The following is a 19,731-nucleotide window of genomic DNA, read 5'->3' as shown; positions in this document are numbered from 1 at the left end:
ATGCGCCTGAGCAACCGTCTCGCGAACCTCCGGTTTGAGCTTCGCGGGCTGCACCCGGCGCGCTTCCCTCCCGCCGCGCGCCGGGTGCTGATCTATCATGGTGTCACGACGACAGGTGATCGCCGGTTCAACAGCCGCTTTGTCTCAGCAAAACGGCTGGCCGCCGACTTGCGGGCGTTAACGGCTACGCCGGGGCTCCGTTTCGTTCCGCTGGCGGATCTATACCAGGAACCCGACGATCCAGCGCCCAAGGTGGCGGTGACATTCGACGATGGCTATCGCAACTTCCTTATCCATGCATTGCCCGTTCTGGAACAGGCCAAAGTGCCAGCGACCCTGTATGTCACGGCCCTACGAGCGGCAGCATTGCTGCCGCACACAGCGCCGTTCCGACTGCCCTGCGCCGATGAACCCTGTCTATGGGCGGACAGGCTTGACATCACCGCCTGGCAATATCCGGGGCCTCTGCAGATTGGCACTGAGCGGTTTGTCCAGGACCGAAAACGGCAATGGCGCAGGATCACCGATGGCACGGCACTGAAGCAACTTTGTAAACAGCGGCGACCGCCGTTCCTGACCTCCGTCTTGGAACAGTTGGCGCTGCGCTGGCGGCGGCGATCCATGGAACCTGACCTGTTGCCTGACTTGGACGATTATTGGCGTCTGCTGGACGAGACGGACCTGCGCAAGTTGGCCGGTCATGGGCTGGTGACTATCGGTGCCCATGGCGTCAGCCATTGCAACCTTTCAACCCTGTCGACGCTTGAAAGCCATGGTGAATTGTTGGTCGGCAAACAATGGCTGGAGCGCGTTACTGGCCTGCCCGTGCATGATTTCGCGTGGCCGGATGGCGATCACACGCCGAGCCTTGTCGAACTCGCCCATTCTGTGGGGTATCGGCGACAGGGTTTGACCGACTACCAAAGCGCTTCAGAAGCGACCGATCCACGACTGATCAGCCGGCTTGGCGTCAATCCCTATATTAGTGTCCGGGCGCAGCGGGGCATCATTGCCCACGGGGGCTATGGGCATGAGGTATATGGCACATGACCCTGACTGTTGCGAACCTAAACCCTGATCGCATCCCAGACATGGTGTCCATCATCAGCCGGGTCACTGGCCAGCCCGTTTCCACCCGCCGTTGGCACCGCAAGTACGTCAGTGGCGGCCCGGCTGGCTTGGGCAAGGGCCGTGTCCTTTACCAGAACGGTCGCCCGGTCGGCTGTATGGGTGCCATCCCCTTCCGGATCGCGGCTGGAGAGGTGCTAAAAGGTTGGCAGCTTTGCGACATTTTTATTGACCGGTCGCTGCGTGACGGGCGGGCCAGCCCGATGCTCTATGAAGGTCTGCTGGAGGAGATATGGCGCGAGGGCGGTGACGTGACCTTCGGCTTCTGCAACCCGATGAGTGCCGCGCTACTGAAACGCCGTCTGGGTCACCGCGAGATCGGTCGGATGGACCCGTTTGATATCCAGGTGCCGGTTGGCGTTCATGAAACGGGATGGTCGGGTCGCTGGCGTCGGCGTTTGTTGGCACCATTGTACCTCGCCACATTGCGGGATGGCATGCCGGACAGGATGGTGACGTTGACCGCCGACGCCCCTGACTGTTGGCTGATTGCTCATGATGCCGATTATCTGGCAAGCCGCCACGCCATGGGCGCGCGCACCATCCATCTTTTCGGTCGGCGGCTCATGGTAACCCCCGGTACGATCATGAAGGTCGGGGGGATGGAGCCGTTTGACGATGCGGAGATGCCGGCCCTGGTTGGGCACCTCGGTCGCTTGGGGGCAACCCTGGGTGCCTCGTCTATCCGGTTCATGGTGGACCGGCGTGATAGACTGCATGGGCAATTGACACGCCTACTGGGGGCGCCACCGACCGGATGGTACCTGACGGCAGTAACCCGACCTGGCCTTGAGATGCCGACAGGCGGCCTCTGCGTCTGTTTCGCCGACTATGAGAATTTCTGATCTTCACCCAACAAGACAACTCGAAGAATCAAGGTTAGCTCCAGAAAGCGTCGACGCGCATGAGCCACTTTTAAGCACAGCCCTTGCCTCGCCAGAATGGTCGCAATCGCCTGAAGATCGCAATCCTCCGATAGAACCATCAGCACTTCTGTACCCGTTTGGAGCATGGCCGACAGTTGCGGCGTCAGAACTGCGAAGTAGCGGAAATCCTGCCCGCAATACCACGCCTTCTCCGCCATGTTGGTGGCATCGCGGGGGTAATAGGGCGGTGTGATGATGACCAGATCGAAGGCATCCGCCCGGAAGCCAGTCGACTGATCCATGCGAACAAGCGTCAAATCCAGGCCATTGCGCGCGGCATTCAGTTGAGCATTCCGAATTGCGACCGGATTAATGTCCGTGGCGACCACCCTGGCACCCACGCGGGCCAGTGAAAGCCCCACAAGGCCGGTGCCGCACCCCATATCGAGAACATTCAGCCCCCGCGCCTGCCCTGCTGCAAAACGCTGGACCAGATAGTCCAGCAAAACCGTGGTGCTGACCGTGGGTCCGGGGGAAACACGCCGGGGGCGACGCGGATATCAATCCCGTGGCGACGCCACCCCCTCTCCTGGGAGTAATGTAGATGAAACCAAAGCTGCAGGAGCGGGGAGACCAATCGCCGCGAAACGCGGCGGACGAGGCCAATCCAGGGCGCCGTTTGGCGGATGTCTGCCGTCACGAGCAAAGGTCCCTATAAAGCCGGAGGTAGGCATTCACTGACGCCTCCAGTGGCCAGGGCCGGGTCCCCGGTACCGGTGCCATGGTCAGGGCCGACAGGACCCCATTGGCCAATCCCGCCTCTGTCCAGGCAAGATGAAAGCCAGGACCGGCACTGGAAGCCGCGATGCCAACAGGACGACTGACCACGGTGGCGCCATGCACACGGGCCTCAGCCATTACCATGGCAAAACTTTCAAATTCAGCGGTGTGCAGAAGCACACGACTGCGCGCCATGGTAGACAGCACGTCAGGCCGGGCAATGGCTCCCGTAAAGTCAAGATTGCGTTCGATCCCTATCGCCTTCGTCAGGGCCCGTGCCGGTTCCAGCAAAGGCCCGCCACCCAGCCATTTGGCCCGTAGATTGGGGATTTTCGTCACCACCTGCGCGATGACCCGGATAAATCCGAAAGGGTCCTTAACCGAAATCAGGTTACCGACCCCCAGTACGTCGATATCCCGGTTGCCTTCCTGGATTTCCATGGCGTCCACCCCCCAAGGGATGACGCATCCGACTGGCGGTCCACCAGACTGAGTCATGATCTGCCGCTGGTAGTCACTGACCGCCACCGTGACAACGCCAGGCTGGGTAATCAAACGATGCCACCGACTATGACGCCGCACCTCTTGCCCCATCAACGTCACCACCAGTGGAATGCCGGCTCTGCGCGCATATCCCGCCGCTGCTGCTGCGGTATCGCCCAGCCAGAAGGCATGGATCAGGTCAATCCGGCCCAAGTGGCGCAGAGCCGAGATCATGCGCATCCGATCCATCAGACTGACGGGCCAGCGTCGGTTACTGCCGCCGATTGGGATAACCCGAACACCGTGCCAGTCATAGTGGCGGCGCGTGAACGGATAATGCTGCGCCAACACATGGATACGCCATTCGGGGCGGCGCGCCGCCAAGGCGCGCACATAGTCCTGCAGTGCGGGAATGCAGCCGCTATCCTGCTCATCGGCGGGAAAGCCGGGCGTCAGCAGCGCAATATGCATTTCCCGTGCGTTATCCATCCGACACCGTCTGTGGCAGCAGGCGGATATCGGGGCGGGCCGGTTGCCGCTGTCGCTCAATCCACATACCAAGACGCGCCCGGCCGGCCAGAAATGCCTGTCGCAGTGCGCTGGGACGCCATTTCTGCGGCGCGCGGTGGAGCGCCACCTCATGTGTCAGATAGGCCAGCGCGTGCCGGTAATAGGTATCCGAGTAAGTGCGGGGAAACCGGTTTTCCCGGTCGCTGCCCGTTTCGAATTCAGGCGCCGTCACGTGGGGACCGAGTTCCGCATGCAGCTCGGTTCCCTTGATCGGATAGGCCAACGTCACCGTGAAACGATCAGGACGGGCCGCTTTCAGATAGGCAACCGTGTTCAGGATATCGCTTTCATCCTCCCCCGGATAACCCAGCATCAGGAAGGTGCCCGTCTCGATCCCGACGGCACTGGCTGCACGGATCATCTGGGTCGCAGCCTCAACCGTCACCTGCCGGTTCATGCTGTCCAGGATACGCTGCGACCCACTCTCGGCACCGATCCAGACCCGGATGCAGCCTGTGCGGGCCAACAACGCCACGACCTGGTCGTTCATGCGGTCGGCCCGCGTGATGCATTCATACCGGATACGAAGTCCAGCGGCTTCCAGCGCATCCGCAAAGTCCGCCAGCCAACGATGGTTCACAGTGAAGACATCGTCAACAAACCAGAACTGATCCGGCTGATAGTCGCGGCTCAGGGCCGCCAGTTCCTGCACAACCAGCATCGGCGACCGGCGGCGGTAACTCTTGCCATAGACCGCACGACTGCACCAGGCGCAGCTATAGGGGCAACCGCGCTGCGTACTGACATTCAAGGAGGTCTGGCCGTGGGCCCCGCGCCAAGCATTAAAGTAAGGCGTTAAGTCAATACGATGTCGGGCTGGGCTGGGCAGGTCGTCAAGTCGCGGCAGGTGCGCCCGCGCCGGCGTAAAATTCACGCCCCCTGTCGCGTCACGATGGGCAAGCCCTGGTATCTCTGCCAAAGCCGCAGGGTCGCGCAGTCGATCCGGTCGCAGGGTGGCCAGGGCTGCCAGCGTCTCCTCCCCCTCCCCGACCACCAGGATATCAACGCCATGTGCAAGATAGTCGGCGGCGTTGTAACGTCCGTCAGGCCCCCCCAAGACGATGGTCACATCTTCATGCAACGGTGACGTCCGGAGATGGCGCACAAGACGCAGGACCGTCCGCCGCGTCATCAAGGTCACATAAAAGGCGGCAATGCGGGGGCGCAACTGGTCCAGGCGGGCCTGACAGGCAATCTCAGTCATAAAGGTACTGTCGATCACCTCATGCTCTATCCCCTGTTGCTCCAGCCACGCGGAAATGGAGAGAAGGCCCAGCGGCGGATAGGGTCGCATTATCGCCTGTTCGGCTGGATCGTCGGCCAGGAAATAGCCGTGAGATAGCGTCAGTTGCATCACCGCCTCCTGAACTCCAAGAGCGCGTGATCCGACATGGCGGCCAGCAGGCTGGACCTGCCAAGGGCACGGTCGATCCGTTCCATTGCTGAGAGAAGTCGTGGATATTTATGCAGCCGGCCTTCCAAGGCGCTGGGGGGCACGGTGAACCCCACAGGCCGCACCCTGACACAATCGAAGCTGTCACTGAACAATCGGCGCAGCCAACCCAATCTGTAATACCAGATCGGGAACGACGTGCCGTGAACCTGCGTCATCACCGGTCCTTTGCGCCATCGACGCATCGCAAGACCGGGGCGTAGGGTTATCAGTGACCAGAATGTTTCCCAAAGGCAGAAAGGGGGCATGATCACTATCAGGACCCTTCCACCAGGGCTAACCATCTCTGGCAAGCGCCGGGCCAAGGTCCGCATATCCGTCGGGGAAAGGCAGTTCAAACCACCAAAATTCGACAGAACCAGATCGAACCGCCGCCCAAGCGTATCCGGCTCAATCTCTTGCGCGGCCAAGCGGGCACAGGTGACAGCATGCCGATAACCGCCCTGGGCCGCTTTCTGAGCGGCCACCACAAGCATGCTGGCGGATATGTCGGTCGCCAACACCCTATGCCCCTGTTTGGCAAGCCAAAGCGCATCCTCACCCGTACCGCAATTAACTTCCAGTACCTCCGCCGGTGCCGGCAGCTGGGAAAGCACGCGGGCAAGATGGAACCAGACGAGCCGGCGTTGCGCCCGCCCGACACTGCTGTCCGTGAATTCCTGATCATACGTGGCCGCGGCGGCGTCGAAGGCACTGGGAATCACGTCCGCACCTCAACAGGCACCGGATTTATAACCGGCGCATCGGCACGCGGGCGTACCAGACGTAACCGTATGGCACCGACCAGCAATGGCAGGGATTGGCGCAGCAACGTCACAGCGGCACCTATCCGGCCTTGCCCAACCGGTGCCGGCTGTCCCCGAAGCACCGCCAGCGCCTTGGCTGCCGTGAAGCGACGATGCACGTGACGGTGCAATTGCCGGTAGAAGGCCGGACGATAGGCACCGGGAAACATCAAATCCAGATCATCACTGTCGGTCCAGTTGGTCTTCTCCCCCAATGCTGCCCGAACCCGATCATGGAACAAGGTGCCCGGCAGTGGATAGGAGACAGAGATACCGATCTGATCCGGCAGCAGGCCGGTGACCATGTCGATGGTCCGTTCAATATCGGCCCAGCCCTCACCCGGATAGCCGAACTGCAAGAAGAAGGCGGATCGCATGCCCAACGCGCGAATACGGGGTACCAGCCGGTCGATCTGGTCGCGGGTGATCCCCTTGTCCATCGCATCCAGAATAGTCTGCGATCCGCTTTCAGCGCCGATCCATACGGTTTCAAGACCCGATGCCGCTAGGGCTGTCAGCGTATCTCCCTTCAACAAAAGATCGGCGCGCGATTGGATCGTGTAAGAAAAACGAAGTCCGCGTGCCTGCACCAGTTCCGCGAATCGTTGAATCCAGCCCTGCTTCAGCCCGAAAATATCATCTGTGATCCAGAAATGATCCGGCTTGTACAAAGCCAGAAGTTGGGCGATCTCTTCGACCACGCTCTCTGGTGACCGGCCGCTGTAACGGTTGCCATAAAGCGGCTTCGCGCACCAGTTGCAGCTGAACGGGCAGCCACGAGTTGTGGAGATGTTGAGTGAAAAACGCCCATGGGCCTGCCGCCATATCCGGCGATAGGCGTCCATATCAACAAGATCCCAAGCTGGCTGCGGCAATTCATCCAGGTTCCGCAGCATCGGTCTGACCATGGTCTGGACCGGTGCACCGTCGGAAGCAGCCGATGGCAGGATCACGCCGGCAATCCCAGTCAACGGCCGACGCTCCCGCCATGCGCCCAATAGCTCGCGCAGCGTCGCCTCTCCTTCCCCTTTTATAACCGCGTGGGCTCCGGCCCCAAGGTAAAGGGAGGCATGATCGCTGGCGTCGGAACTGCAGACGACCACCTTCGCCCCCCGCGCCCGCGCAAGCCCAACCATGCACAAGGCCACCTCGCGCATACGGGTCAGGCACATCTTGGTCAGGTAATTGAAGCCATCCTCATAGAGGACAACGATGCCAGGACGATCCGTATCGAGCTGATCCAAGAAGCCGCGCTCGCTTTCAGCAAGGCCCGCATCAAACAGCGAGACCTGGAATCCCTCTGCACGGGCCACCGCCGCAGCATAGAGCGTCGCCAGCGGCGGATAGGGCTGCGCAGCCCGCCATTGTTTTTCATCGAACCGATAAAAGAAGGCTGACGCGACCAGCACTCGCGCCTCGTCCGTTCCTCGCGATATCGCGATACGGCGATCTACTTCAAGCCGGTCAAGGGTTTCATGATATTTGCTCAGGATACGGTTACGCCAGTCCGCCGTATGCAGCTTGGCGACGCGCCGCGACATGATCAAGGCACCACAGGCCTGCAACCGCTCAAAGGCCGGCACCTTGCGGCGAACCAGATTGCGTGTCCAGGACAGCAACAGGCGGTCCAGCAGGTCTCCCTGCGGACCGGACAGTACCAGTTCAACCAGCCGCGACCAGATCGGCCGCCGACTAACCCTTGATACTGCGGATGCCCCCCGTGCATGCGGTAGCACCATCTTGGCCCAGCCATTGCGGCGATGCATCTCCCGAATGACGGTTTCCCCGTCAACGGGGATCATGCTGGTCAACTCGACAGCCGTGAATGGGTCAGTCAACGGCAGATGCATTGTATCGCTGTCGATAATGTAGTTCGCGCATAACAGGTCGCGTCGCGGCAACAGACGGACCAGAATCTGGATAAAGGCCTTCGCGATCCATAGGCGACCAGGTCGAGTGATGACAAAGTAATCATAGTCGCCATCAGGGGCGAGAACGCCCTTTGACAGTGACCCTGAAATGGCGACCGCCTCCACGAATGGCAATCGCATTACGCGGCGGCCTATATCCATCGCGGAAGGCATGGCCGCCGCCGCCCGCGCCGCACCCTCCGCTCGCATCGATACGCGGGCTGCGACGTCCGAAAGCCCGTAAAAGGGACCAGACGGCAATACCGAATGTTCTCCGGCATCCAGTTGCTGTCGTTGGATGAAACCCAGGGCGGTCAGGTGCCGTAAACATGCACCTAATCGAGCTTTACTCACATTTGGCAGGTCGATGACCCGATGTATCTCATCTGAAGTCATGGGATGACGGAACAGGTCATGATAGGCCAGCACCCGCAGGATAGCCGCCTCAACCGTGCCCAAGATGGTGGCAAGGGTTGCCGGCCTCGCACTAGATGGCGCAACGTCGGTCAAGCTGTTATTCATGGCGTCGATGTTCCCTCAGCCCGGAAGCCCTCGATCTCGGGTCGGGTGTAGCGAAGAAGTTTCTGGAAGGCCTTCAGTTCGACAGGCCGCCTATAAAGCTGCAGCCGATACCGCAGAGCGGCTATTGTCGGCATCAACCGGCGGGCCAACGGCCCGACCGTGAAATCCGTACCGGTCGGAAAGCGTGCGTTGAGGACCGTTTCGAAATCATGGATATGCCGGACCATGGCCGGCGTCAGCCAGGGGGTCAGCGGGTTGCGATGCAGGTCAAACGCTTCCCACGCCGGAGAAAGCCATTCCTCCAGCGTGCGGGGGAACGCAAATCCTGCCCGTGATATCTGTTCATGCAGCGCACTGCCTTCGGTAGGCACCGGGCTGTAGATATACAGGATGATCTCGGTGCCCGGTGCCTGACGCTTCAGATCGCGGATGAACGCGATATCGCGACGGATCTGGCCCCAAACTTCCGCCTCGGTCGGCTTTGGAAAGCCCAGAACGAACGAGTATTCTGGAATAATGCCAAAGGACAGCAGACGATGTGCAAAGCGCAGTATCTGCTCGCCTGATTGCTTACCGCCCTTGTCGATCTGCGCGAGAATGGAATCGTCGCCGCTCTCCGCGCCGAAGAAAATCATCCGGCATCCGGCTTCGCGCATCAGGGCCAACGTGGCGTCGGAGTAGCGGTCGATTGTGTCAATTCGCCCCTCGCCCCACCAGGACACATTCTGTCCCAACAGGCGCTGCGCGAAGGCCAACACCCGTTTCTCCGAAACGAAAAAATTATTGTCTGTGAATTCAATGGCATCAACGCCATACCGATCCCGCACCCGCAGGACATCGTCAGCCACCAGCGCCGCCGATCGCGCCTTCCACCTACCCTGATAGATGGGGACGACCGCGCAAAAGGAGCAGGTAAACGGGCAGCCGAAGCTTGTATGCATGGCATGGGTTCGCCGCCCCAGAAACGTTCGCGGCAGATAGCCATCCATCGAATAACGCTTTGACAATAATGCATATGGCAGGGCGGCCACATCATCCGGGTCGGGAATAGGACCGCGCGGCACCCTAACCACTGTATCATCGCGCAACAGGATCAAACCTGGCACCTGATCGACAGGCCCATTAACCTCCAGCGTCGCCAGCAACTGCGGAAAACTCGTATCCGCAGGCCCGTCAATGACGTAATCCACCCACGGCGAGCGTAAAACCGCTTCCGGCTGATTGGATGGGAAATAGCCACCCCAGATAGTGACGACATCAGGAAATTTTTTGCGAACCTGTTGAGTAACTGGGACCGCCTGCTGCAATTGCGGTCCCGGCATCACTGTACACGCAAAATAACGAAACCGGCCGCTGACCAACAGAGACCGGATCACCTTCCAGGGATCGGTCTCCCGATTGCCATCCACCAGCTCAACATGGAATGCGTCGCCGAGTGCTGCCGCTAGATGCAGAATGCTGTTGGGAACCCGCGGACGGCTAGTTGCCCACGGGTTAAACAGGATGACACCAGGGCGGTTGGAATCCGTCATCGATCAGACTCCCGCCAGACAAGGCGGGCATGTCACCAAGTCTTGATCCATGACACACGCCACCATCCGCTCCCCTGACTGATCCGCACTGCATAGACGGACGGACACACCGGGTTATTCCCAACGCCAACCACGCAAATGCGACCACCGGCACGGGGATGTGCGCCGGTGGCCCATAGGTCAAAAATCCGCGGACAAAGTCAGCAATACCCGCCGTTCAGCAGGCGGCAGGAGCCCGGTCTGGTAGCTGGAACCATCCAACCCGATACCTGAAAGGGCGACGGTAATGGTGTCGGTCATCCTGTACGCGACCCGGCCATCCAGCATCAGATACGGATCAACCTTCCCTACGCCTGTCCGTCCACTGACGCTGGGGTCAAAGGCCAACTTGACCCCAGATCGGTATTGTAAATAGCCATCAAACTCCCAAGCGCCGATCGTGTAGCCCAGGTTAGCGTTGATCTTATGGCGCGGGGTGCCCGAGCCCAGGACCGTGGTGAAGCCCGTCACTTCAGTGGTGAAGTAATCATCCTTTGTCTTGTGGAAGGCGTAGTCGATACCCCAGTGCAGCCCAGCCCCCGTCCGCCCCTTGAGGCCAAGTTCCAGGCCAACCGCAGTAGCATCGCCCAGCTTGTTCTGGACCAGGAACATCGGCCCGGTCGGGGAAAGAGGGCGGATGGAATTAGCCGCGACATTGGCCACATCCAGGTAATACAGGTTGGCCAGGAACGTCCCATCAATGGCCTCCAGCTTACGGCTGTAGCCCAGTTCAACACTCTGTTGTACCTCGGAGGCCGGATTGGGACTGGTCAGACCAACAAGGCCGGGCGGAAACAGATCAAACGTGTATTGAGCAAGCGATGGTGACTTTAACCCACGCGCAACCGACAGCCGCCAGCTGTCCAGGGACGAGGCGGCATAAACCAGACCAGCGTTGAAGGTATATTCAGTCGCGCTGACATCATACTGTGACACGCGGAATGGATAGACCGGTGGCAAGTCGGGGCTGTTTCGCTTGCGATCCGCCATGTCCACACGACCCGCCGTGACCAGCGTCCAAGCCGGAGCCAGTGCCCAATCCCACATGGCAGACACCGAGCTGGTTGTGAACTTGCCATGACCTGGCTGATCGAAATTCAAATCCTGCTTCGAGACCCTATATTCACCAGCCAACCGAATGGTGTGCTCCGTGCCAATTTTAAACAGGTCCTGCAGCTTGAACACGTCGGTGACGTTCTTTGGCGCGCCAATGGGTACGGCGTTACCCAGGCTGATGTCCCAGGTTTCGATGTTACGGTATCCTGTGGCCTCGATCGTTCCGAAATCAGTATCGCTTGTAACGGCTAGTTTGAAGGACCTGACCTTCATCCTTTCGACGTCAAAGCTTTCGTTGGTGAGTGGATTGCCTAGGCTGTGCAGCAGATTGCTGGTTGTCGCTTCCGCGACCAAAACCGTATCCGCTCCGAGACGGAAACGGGCGTCGATGGCGGCAGATTTGCGTTCCGGGTCGACACTGGCAAAGTCCTGCACCGGCAGACGCGGTGTGTCGAACTCGTTCATCCGAGCCCAGCCGGCGGAAATGCGGATACCGCCGGCCTCCCCCAGAGACGCTGTCGCCGTAACATTCGCCTCCCGCTGTTTTTGTGTGCCGACCCGAGCCGTTACATTGCTAACCTGATCGTACAGTGGATTATTGGTGACGATATTGACAACGCCGGAGGCGGCATTGAAACCAAAAAGGGCAGTATTAGGACCCTTCACAATCTCAATCTGCCGGATCTCCGACAGTTGGACGGGTATACCCTCCCATAGGGTACGCCCGTAGCTTTGCAGATACACCTCCCGCCCGTTGACCAGGGTCAACAAACGCGGATTGGCCGCCTGCATAAAGCCCCGAACCCCTATATCGGTCGATTGAGTACCCCAGCGCTGAAAATCGGCGCCCAGTACGCGCCGCAGCAGATCGGCTAGGTTATCCACACCGCTGCGCCGGATTTCCTCTTGCGTGATGATTACCATGGCAACGGCGGTTTCGGAAACGCGCTGCGGCTTGCCGGTGGCGCTGGTTGTTACGGGTTCGCCGAACAGCTGCTGAAGACTGTCATAGTCCATGCCCTGGCCCAGGGCGGCAGGGGAAAGCAGCGCCACTGCCGCCCCGGCCAACAGCATCTGCAGCAGCGCCTTCCCGACCGCAGGAGCAGTCCCGGCTTTCCGGGTTGTGAATATCGCGGAATTGATGGGGGTGAGCATGGGTTACCGCTCCTTGATCATCATGCGGAAGGCCGCACCGACCTTGACACCCGCCATATCTGCGGCCGCCTTGTTCATCGTGATTTCAACCTTGGGATCGCTTTGCAGGCTGACGATGCAGCGCCCGGTATCGGCGCAGCCGGGTTCCGTCGCCACGACCACCACCCGCTTGCCAGTGGCAGCCTTCACGGCGGCCTCACCCTGACTGGCGACATCGGTCAGCAGCAACACTGAAACACCTGCCGCTGCGACATCCACGTCAGCAATCAGCTTTGGCACCAGGGTGATGCCACCCGTGACCAGCCCTGCCCCCATCTGCTGCGCCAGCGCCTCCGCCGCAGCCTTCGTGGCGGGGCCGTGGACGATCCCCACCTGGAGCTGTCCAGAAAAAGGCGGATCGAAGAAGCCCAACATGCGCCCTATGATCTGCATATCCTTCGGCGTCACCGCCGCAGCGGTCGGCGCGGCCGAGGCAGCAGCAATAACCGCTACGGCAGCCATGGATTTCAGGAAATTTACGATTGCCATCGTCACCCCTTACCCCTCATCGGAGATGCACCGCACCCACATCTCACGGCGATACCGTGAGATTATATCAGTATAATTCTAGCTTTATACTCAAAGACAAGCTGTCAAAAAGCTGTTATAATTGTAATGTATTTGTATATTTATTCCTTATGATGCTTGTTTTCTTTGGTTATTACTTTTAATATCCTTGATATTTCCCCTCAAATCTTCTAGATACTTCTGTCGTAGTGCCCAATCCCACAACACATCCAACGCGGCGAGGACCGTCATGCGGGCCTGAGTGACCGGTCCTGTCAAACCACGACCGTCACCGGACAGCGCGAGATGTTCCAGTCGGCGTAGCTGTTCGGAAGCTCGCACGCAGCCGAACGTATCCATAGCACTGGCAAGCCGATGAGCAGCGCGGGCCAAACCGAGGCGATCACCCGCCACCAACAACCGGTCCATGCCGTCCAGGTCATTCTGCGCATTACCACGAAGGCGCACGATGCCGTCACGTAACCGAGATGCCCCAACGCCGTTGCACCACGCGATCAACCGGTCGGCGTCAAGGATGGATGATCCGCCCGAAGACACTGATTGACCGCCATGCCATTCCCGCAGATTGCGCGCCAACCATTCCTCGTTCAAAGGTTTGGGGAAGAAGCGATCAGCGCCAGCGGCCAATGCCGACAGGACCTCTGCGCTCACCGCACCGGACACGATCCATATCTCCATGTCAGCGGACAAAGCCCGCAACGCCATGACCAGCGACTGCCCTTCACCATCAGGCAGGTGGAGATCGACCAGCGCAATGTCTGGCGGCGTCTCCACGACAGCGGCCAAAGCCGCAGAAAGCGTGTAGACCGCACGACTCTGGTGCCCTTGCAAGCGCAGATAAGCGGCCAACATGTCCGCAGAAAGATCCACGTCGTCGACAACCAGAATATTCAGGGCGCGACCACCAGATTGCGATGCGTCAAGCGTAATATCAGGTGACCGGATCGGCCCCCCGTCCGGCAGCGGCAGACATACCCGCACAATAGTGCCGGTCCCCGTACCACCGTTTCGCAGAGCAATTTGCCCGTGCATCGCATCTACAAGCTGCCGGCAGATATGCAGACCGAGGCCTCGGCCGGGCAGTTCTGAACCAAGCGGTCGATTGAAGGGTTCAAACATGCGGTCGCAAACGTCGGCCGCCACACCAGGGCCGGTATCTACCACTTCGATTTCAATGCCGTCAGCCATGTGGGACAAGGTGACGGTGACGCTGCCCTCGGTGGTGTGCTTCACGGCATTGCCAACAATGTTGAACAAGAGTTGGCGAACCCTGTCGGGATCACCGGACAAGCGGACAGGAAGAGATGGATCAATGATCATATCCAGCTTCACAGAACGCCCCATCACCAACGGCCTGTGCAAATCCAGAACCTCTGCACAAAGCCGGACCGGATCGAATGGCACGGAGGCTAAATTGATCTTACCCGCCTCAATGGCGGCCACATCCTGCAGGCTGTCCAAAAGTGTCGTGAAACATTCAGCCATTGCCTGAGCTCCCCGCAGATGGCGCCTATCTTCTTCTCCCATGGGCAAAGCACGCAGGTGCCGCAACCCGGCGATGATTGCATCAAGCGGATTACGCAGCTCATGCCCCAGCTGAGCCAGAAACATGGTTTTGGCTGCGTTGAGTTCTCTCAGCGCAGCCAACTCCAGACCAAGCCGTCGGGTGCCACCGACGTTGCGGTTGATCAACAGGGTCAGGCTGACAACGCAGAGCGCGACGATCATCGCCCAGAGTCTTGTTGTCGCCTCGCGGGCTTCATTGTCGATCTGCCGGAGATGTGCCAGACGGACCTCGTCCTCCAAACGCTCAATCCGCTTTGTCAGATCAATAAATGCACCGTCAAAGGGCTGTACGAACGATGCAGCCGCACCGAAATCAACCTCCATCATGGCGGTGAGCCACCGCAGCGCTCCCTCATATTCATCCAGAGTCAGATCACCGGATCGCCATGCAGGTTGCCCCGCACTGGCCGCCTGCTGGCGCAGATGTCCCACGGACAATGCAAGGGCATGCAGCCTCTGACGCGCTTGCTCGACCTCACGGCGATAAGCATCACCGGCACCCGCGTCAGCGCGCAGGGAGAGGGCGCGGTACATCTGGGCATGGACCTGCTGAAGGTCAGCACCCAGATTTTCCACACCGATGACCCTGCCAACAGCCGCCTCCAGCCGGTCAGCGCGACTATACATGTCTGTCCGCCCCTGGATGGCCAGCAAAGCGGCCAAGACCAGAAGGACCAGGAACTGCGGACGCATCAGTTGGCCTAGAGCGGAGTTGGACATGATCCCCCCAATCGCGTTTAAACGAACCTTGGTGTGGTTCAATGCCGGCGAACTGGCTGGGGATCAAAAAGATACCCCTCGCCATAGACAGTGACGAACGGATCGCGGATGGAGCCATCCCCCACGATCTTGCGGCGGATACGACCAATGACGACATCGACGGTGCGATCTGTCGGTCCCCAGTGGCGGTTGACTGCCTCCATGATGGCCTCACGGCGCAGCACCTTGCGGGGATTACGCACGAAGACACCCAGCACATAGTGCTCCAGGCGTGTCAGTGCCCGCTCCTCACCGGTGTCCAGACAAATACACCGGCGGGCATCAGACAGGCTCCAGCCGTCAAAGCGGGTGGGGTTGATATCGATGACCTCCTCGCTGGACAAACGGCGACGCACCGCCGCAATACGGGCCAGCAGCTCACGCGGATCGTATGGTTTGGTGACATAGTCATCGGCACCGACTTCCAACCCAATCACCCTGTCCACGGCTTCGGATCGACGGGACAGAATGATGATCCCGCGATTGCCGCGATTGACCATTTCCGGCACGAGACTGAGGCCGCTGCCATCAGGGAGCTGCACATCAAGAAGAACAACATCGTGGTGGCCCATCGCCAAGCATTCACGCGCGGACTTCACGCTGTCTGCGGTACGCACCGCGTACCCAGCCGAGGTCAGGTAGACTGACAAAACGTCCGAAGTCGTCGGATCGTCTTCCACTAACATTATGCTCGGCTGTTGCATGCTCACTCCCCTTATCGATGATACTGACCAGACTGGTCGTGGAGTGAAGACGAAGTTCATCGACAATTATTCCAGCTTTTGTGAGATTCTTTACAAAATCTCAAAGTTTTCGTTTATGCAGCGGCGCCATCGTGACGTATGCGGCTCAGAAACCCTTCAACATGGCGGGTCAGTAAGCCGGTATTGCTGGCAACCGTATCGGTGGCACCCGCCACACGACCAACCCCGATGTTGGTGCGGGACATGGCGCCACCAACTTCATGCAGGCCGCTACTCATGGCCTGGGTGCCCTGCGATGCGCGTAACATATTGTGGGAGATGTCACGGGTGACGATGTTCTGCTGTTCAATCGCACTGGCAATGCCGGCGACCGATGCGGAGACTGTGTTGATCTGCTCGGTGATCGACTTGAGGCCGCGAACGGCCTCACCCACGGCCCGTCGGATGCCGCTGACCTGATTAGCCACATCCTCGGTGGCCTGGGTGGTTTGGATTGCCAACGTCTTGACCTCGCTGGCAACTACGGCAAAGCCACGACCGGCATCGCCAGCCCGCGCCGCTTCGATGGTTGCGTTCAATGCCAGGAGGTTCGTTCGCTGTGCAACGCTGGCGATAAGGCCGACAATCTCACCAATCCTTGTGGCAGCCTGCTCCAGCGCTTCGATATCCGCATTGGCGCGCGTAGCATCGGCGGCGACATGATTGACCATCGTCGCGGACCGCTCGGCCTGCTGTCCGATTTCACCGATGCAGGCCGACATTTCCTCCGCCGCCGCAGACACAGCTTGAACATTACCGGCAGTATCACTGGCGGCATCCTTGACCTCGGTTGATCGCGCCTGCGCATGCCGGGTCAGTTCCGCCATCTGGCGACCTTCGTGCCGCATGCCGTCCACGGCAACCGTAACCGCGCGGAGACTGCCCATAACTTGCTTTTCAAAATCATCCGCCAGACTGGACAGAAGTGCATGACGTTCTGCCTCGGCCCGCTGGCGTTCCTGCGCCTGCTGATCGTTCAGCTGCCTGACGCGGATGGCGTTGTCCCGGAAAACGTGCAGGCTATCGACTATTGTACCCAACTCATCCCCTCGGGCTAAATCACGCAGGGGTATGTCCAGTTCTGATCGCGCAAGCCGCAAAGTCGCATCGGCGATAGACAGGATCGCCCCCCGAACCCGCAAGGCGATCAAGATGGAAAGGCCGATTACTGCTAGGCCTGTAAGTAAAGCGGCGACAAGGAACGAACGACGTTTGCCCGCAGCTTCATTATCGGCACGCTGCGCCTCAGCGCGGGCCTTTGCGACTTCTTCCACCATCAGACTGTTCAGCTCACGGGCTGTCTCTTCATAGGTGGCTTGGAAAGGCTGTAGAAAAGAGACGGCACTCTGGAAATCCACATCCAACATCGTGGACACCCAAACGACCGCCCCCTTGAAGCTGTTCAACTGTTCTGCGATCCGGTCGAGGCGGGATTGCGCTTCCGGCGAGGCGACGTTAGCGCGAAAAGAGGCAACATCGGCGATCAACTTATCCAACATCGCCTGAACCGCGTTCAGGTCGGGGGAGCCGCCGCCCTCACTGGCCGCCGCCCGCGTCGTCAATACCGTATAAAGCGCCGCATTGACGGCGCGGAGGTCCGCGACCATGGTCGAAAGCTGCGTGGCCTCTTCCACACCAGAGACAAGCTCCGGGATGGTGCCGACGGACAGCCAACGAATAGTTGTATCCGCTTGCCACCACTGCAATACCAAAGCCAGCAATGCAATCATTGGGGCCGCGGCAAGTTTGGCCGCGATCGACCAATCGCCGAAACTTGATAGGCGGCGTATCAGCGCCCTGACCGTCACAAGCCTATGCATGGCCTTCACCTTCCGGTTACCACAGTCCTGTGTGGCGACTGGTCAACGATAGGCCAATAAAGATGACAAGTGGAAATGAATGTTTGCGGAAGCCATAGATACCAAAGAATCAATTAAATATAAAATTGAATCCAAACATATATTAGCGCATTGAAAATGAATTGTAATAATCTTAATATTTTGTAATTATTTTTCCATTCTGGAATATCGTCACCTCTTGCCCCGTCCTATCAGCATGCCGGGAATCGCGGCGAATCCGGCCCCATGGGCTGGCATCTGTGCCAGCTCATTTTTTATACCGGTTAGGCTTAGAAACGAATGCGTAGCGCTGTCTGCACCTGGGTGCTTGCTTGATCAACCTTGTCGCCAAACAGGCGCCGTTGCGCGCGGTGACTGTCGCTATGCAAAACCTCCAGCGTCATACTGGTATGGTCGTCAAGGCGACGGGTTACGGCCCCGGTTACCGCATGGCCATGTTCGCCGAACCGGATAGGCCGGGCCGCTCGCGTTTCTTCCTTGCTACCAAAAAGATCAGCACGGACCCCAAATGTCCAGTCGCCCTGCGTATAACCAAGCATCATGTACGCGGCATGGAAATCCGTATCCCGACGGTTCTGGGGATTAGGGTCAACAAGCGTTTTGCCAATCATGGCCTGTGCCAGCAGCTGCAACCCCGGTGCCAGTTTGAGATCAAGTCCGGCGCTCCAGAAGCGCGTCCGCCACGCCCGTACAAGATCGATGGCGGTCGGGTCGGCATTATTGTCGTAATAAAGGGCGGACAGCCCCCCTGTACCGGGTTTACGCAGACTAATCCCGGCGTACCAACCAGCACGATCATCGATTTCGCGAAACAAGGGCAGTCGAACCGGGCCGCGCCCGCCCGGCCCGAAATTGTCGGGCAGACGCACATCCTCAATCAACCCCGTCCAACGGTCGTGGAAGGCCCATCCCCGGTCTGCCAGCAACGTCCCGGCAGGGTCGTTCCAGCCAAAAACCGCGCCTGTAAAGCCAATTTCGACAGCATCAAATGTCCAAACGTAGGAGGCTTCGAGACCGATGGTCCGCAATTCCTCCCCGACCCAGCTGTTAATGGCGGACGGCGTAATAGAATAAAGCCCAGCCCAAGCCAGCGCCTCATTCTCCAGGCTGATGGGAGGGAAAAAGGCCCCAGCTTTGAATGTCAGCGGGACGTCGCCATCGATCTCCGGTTGCCAACGCACGAAAGCCTCGATCACATCGGCGACAGTTTTCTGTTCTGCCTCCGCCCGCACATGGCCATAAATCTCCACTTCGTCGGCAATCGTCAGGTAGCCGACAAGGTGCGATTCCGCCAGCCGGATGCCGGCATCTCCCTTTCCATAGCGGGTCTTGCCCAACCCACCATCCATCCAGCCACGGTCCCGTTTGACGGGAACTGCGCGAACATCACCCACCCAGTACCAGGTGGCGTCCATGCCTGTGGCCGCCACAGTACCGACTATGGATGTCAACAGCGCCAACAGACTCGCTTTGCGCCAGTGCCGCCGACCGGTTTCAAGTATGGGAAACATCCCGGATGTCCCTTTCGGCATCATGACATTAAATACTTTGACGCGGAATGCCCTGCCATCACAAGCAGCGTCGTTACTCTACAACCGTCACGACGGTCTCCATCCTGGGATGGACATCGCAGCCGATTACAATTTCACCGACCCGATCCATGACCTGCCGCACCTCAGAACCGGGCTGAAGCAGGTCCAGATCAAATGTCTGGAGCGGGGTGTGGCTGACAATATGATGAGGTTTGTTATCATCATTCACGAAAACCAATACATCACCCTTGCGAACGGTGAGTGCTGGAGGATTGAACTGGCTGCCACGTTGACCGATGACATGAGTTGTCGAAGCGGGCGACTGTGCGCCCACGCTGCTGCCCCCTACGGCGACAATTGCACCTAGCAGCACGATGAGGACGGATTGGTGGCGGATCATGGTCAAGGCTCCTCAGGGCATTTCGT

Annotated in this window: 15 protein-coding genes; 2 read left to right on the top strand and 13 right to left on the bottom strand. The window is 59.3% G+C overall.

Translation table 11 applies throughout. From position 1 onward, the window contains the following. Both ABC729_RS17770 and ABC729_RS17765 read left to right on the top strand, forming a co-directional pair. Complete coding sequence (locus ABC729_RS17770; RefSeq protein WP_495608941.1) at positions 1-1,050, top strand: polysaccharide deacetylase family protein; 1,050 nt, start codon at positions 1-3, stop codon at positions 1,048-1,050. Further along, positions 1,047-1,973, top strand: a complete 927-nt coding sequence (locus ABC729_RS17765) for a hypothetical protein (RefSeq protein WP_495608940.1) — start codon at positions 1,047-1,049, stop codon at positions 1,971-1,973. The genes ABC729_RS17770 and ABC729_RS17765 overlap by 4 nt, the downstream gene beginning before the upstream one ends. On the opposite strand, the gene ABC729_RS17760 is transcribed toward ABC729_RS17765, so the two are convergent. The 13 genes from ABC729_RS17760 to ABC729_RS17700 all read right to left on the bottom strand — a co-directional run bounded on the left by ABC729_RS17760 (position 1,958) and on the right by ABC729_RS17700 (position 19,705). Continuing rightward, positions 1,958-2,500 (bottom strand): methyltransferase, encoded by a 543-nt coding sequence (locus tag ABC729_RS17760; RefSeq protein ID WP_495608939.1) that lies wholly within the window; start codon positions 2,498-2,500, stop codon positions 1,958-1,960. The genes ABC729_RS17765 and ABC729_RS17760 overlap by 16 nt on opposite strands. A gap of 190 nt (positions 2,501-2,690) precedes the next feature. Beyond that, entirely contained in the window at positions 2,691-3,728 is a 1,038-nt protein-coding gene (locus ABC729_RS17755) for a glycosyltransferase family 4 protein (RefSeq protein ID WP_495608938.1), read from the bottom strand. Positions 3,729-3,738: 10 nt separating this feature from the next. Then, positions 3,739-5,181: a B12-binding domain-containing radical SAM protein gene (locus tag ABC729_RS17750; protein WP_495608937.1), complete on the bottom strand. Its 1,443-nt coding sequence runs from the start codon at positions 5,179-5,181 to the stop codon at positions 3,739-3,741. Beyond that, positions 5,181-5,984 carry a class I SAM-dependent methyltransferase gene (locus ABC729_RS17745; RefSeq protein ID WP_495608936.1) on the bottom strand — a complete coding sequence of 268 codons (804 nt, stop codon included), beginning with the start codon at positions 5,982-5,984 and terminating at the stop codon, positions 5,181-5,183. The genes ABC729_RS17750 and ABC729_RS17745 overlap by 1 nt, the downstream gene beginning before the upstream one ends. Continuing rightward, positions 5,981-8,116 (bottom strand): radical SAM protein, encoded by a 2,136-nt coding sequence (locus ABC729_RS17740; RefSeq protein ID WP_495608935.1) that lies wholly within the window; start codon positions 8,114-8,116, stop codon positions 5,981-5,983. Before ABC729_RS17740 ends, ABC729_RS17745 begins: the two co-directional genes overlap by 4 nt. 377 nt (positions 8,117-8,493) lie before the next feature. Next, positions 8,494-10,029 carry a B12-binding domain-containing radical SAM protein gene (locus ABC729_RS17735; protein WP_495608934.1) on the bottom strand — a complete coding sequence of 512 codons (1,536 nt, stop codon included), beginning with the start codon at positions 10,027-10,029 and terminating at the stop codon, positions 8,494-8,496. Between the two features lie 180 nt (positions 10,030-10,209). Further along, the gene (locus ABC729_RS17730; protein WP_495608933.1) at positions 10,210-12,279 is read right to left on the bottom strand and encodes a TonB-dependent receptor plug domain-containing protein; all 2,070 of its coding nucleotides are present in this window, start codon (positions 12,277-12,279) and stop codon (positions 10,210-10,212) included. 3 nt (positions 12,280-12,282) lie between these two features. Then, entirely contained in the window at positions 12,283-12,807 is a 525-nt protein-coding gene (locus ABC729_RS17725) for a YfiR/HmsC family protein (protein WP_495608932.1), read from the bottom strand. Positions 12,808-12,954: 147 nt separating this feature from the next. Further along, the gene (locus ABC729_RS17720; RefSeq protein ID WP_495608931.1) at positions 12,955-15,132 is read right to left on the bottom strand and encodes an ATP-binding protein; all 2,178 of its coding nucleotides are present in this window, start codon (positions 15,130-15,132) and stop codon (positions 12,955-12,957) included. A 38-nt stretch (positions 15,133-15,170) separates the two neighbouring features. Then, complete coding sequence (locus ABC729_RS17715) at positions 15,171-15,875, bottom strand: response regulator transcription factor (protein WP_495608930.1); 705 nt, start codon at positions 15,873-15,875, stop codon at positions 15,171-15,173. Positions 15,876-15,988: 113 nt separating this feature from the next. Beyond that, a complete protein-coding gene (locus ABC729_RS17710) occupies positions 15,989-17,734 on the bottom strand; it encodes a methyl-accepting chemotaxis protein (protein ID WP_495608929.1) in 1,746 nt (581 codons plus the stop codon). A 308-nt stretch (positions 17,735-18,042) separates the two neighbouring features. Then, positions 18,043-19,284, bottom strand: coding sequence for a hypothetical protein (locus ABC729_RS17705; RefSeq protein WP_495608928.1), 1,242 nt, complete (start codon positions 19,282-19,284; stop codon positions 18,043-18,045). A gap of 73 nt (positions 19,285-19,357) precedes the next feature. Then, positions 19,358-19,705 carry a cupredoxin domain-containing protein gene (locus ABC729_RS17700; RefSeq protein ID WP_495608927.1) on the bottom strand — a complete coding sequence of 116 codons (348 nt, stop codon included), beginning with the start codon at positions 19,703-19,705 and terminating at the stop codon, positions 19,358-19,360. Between the last annotated feature and the right edge of the window lie 26 nt (positions 19,706-19,731).

The sequence above is a fragment of the Niveispirillum sp. CC-CTL257 genome, assembly GCF_059489915.1.
This window is presented reverse-complemented; position numbering and strand designations above follow the sequence as displayed.

What these genes read in the sequence shown, in the direction of transcription:
- ABC729_RS17755 (WP_495608938.1), bottom strand. Translation starts at nt 3,728, where the DNA reads ATGCATATTGCGCTGCTGACGCCCGGCTTTCCCGCCGATGAGCAGGAT.
- ABC729_RS17715 (WP_495608930.1), bottom strand. Translation starts at nt 15,875, where the DNA reads ATGCAACAGCCGAGCATAATGTTAGTGGAAGACGATCCGACGACTTCG.
- ABC729_RS17705 (WP_495608928.1), bottom strand. Translation starts at nt 19,284, where the DNA reads ATGTTTCCCATACTTGAAACCGGTCGGCGGCACTGGCGCAAAGCGAGT.
- ABC729_RS17710 (WP_495608929.1), bottom strand. Translation starts at nt 17,734, where the DNA reads ATGCATAGGCTTGTGACGGTCAGGGCGCTGATACGCCGCCTATCAAGT.
- ABC729_RS17700 (WP_495608927.1), bottom strand. Translation starts at nt 19,705, where the DNA reads ATGATCCGCCACCAATCCGTCCTCATCGTGCTGCTAGGTGCAATTGTC.
- ABC729_RS17765 (WP_495608940.1), top strand. Translation starts at nt 1,047, where the DNA reads ATGACCCTGACTGTTGCGAACCTAAACCCTGATCGCATCCCAGACATG.
- ABC729_RS17750 (WP_495608937.1), bottom strand. Translation starts at nt 5,181, where the DNA reads ATGCAACTGACGCTATCTCACGGCTATTTCCTGGCCGACGATCCAGCC.
- ABC729_RS17740 (WP_495608935.1), bottom strand. Translation starts at nt 8,116, where the DNA reads ATGCGATTGCCATTCGTGGAGGCGGTCGCCATTTCAGGGTCACTGTCA.
- ABC729_RS17770 (WP_495608941.1), top strand. Translation starts at nt 1, where the DNA reads ATGCGCCTGAGCAACCGTCTCGCGAACCTCCGGTTTGAGCTTCGCGGG.
- ABC729_RS17730 (WP_495608933.1), bottom strand. Translation starts at nt 12,279, where the DNA reads ATGCTCACCCCCATCAATTCCGCGATATTCACAACCCGGAAAGCCGGG.
- ABC729_RS17735 (WP_495608934.1), bottom strand. Translation starts at nt 10,029, where the DNA reads ATGACGGATTCCAACCGCCCTGGTGTCATCCTGTTTAACCCGTGGGCA.
- ABC729_RS17725 (WP_495608932.1), bottom strand. Translation starts at nt 12,807, where the DNA reads ATGGCAATCGTAAATTTCCTGAAATCCATGGCTGCCGTAGCGGTTATT.
- ABC729_RS17720 (WP_495608931.1), bottom strand. Translation starts at nt 15,132, where the DNA reads ATGTCCAACTCCGCTCTAGGCCAACTGATGCGTCCGCAGTTCCTGGTC.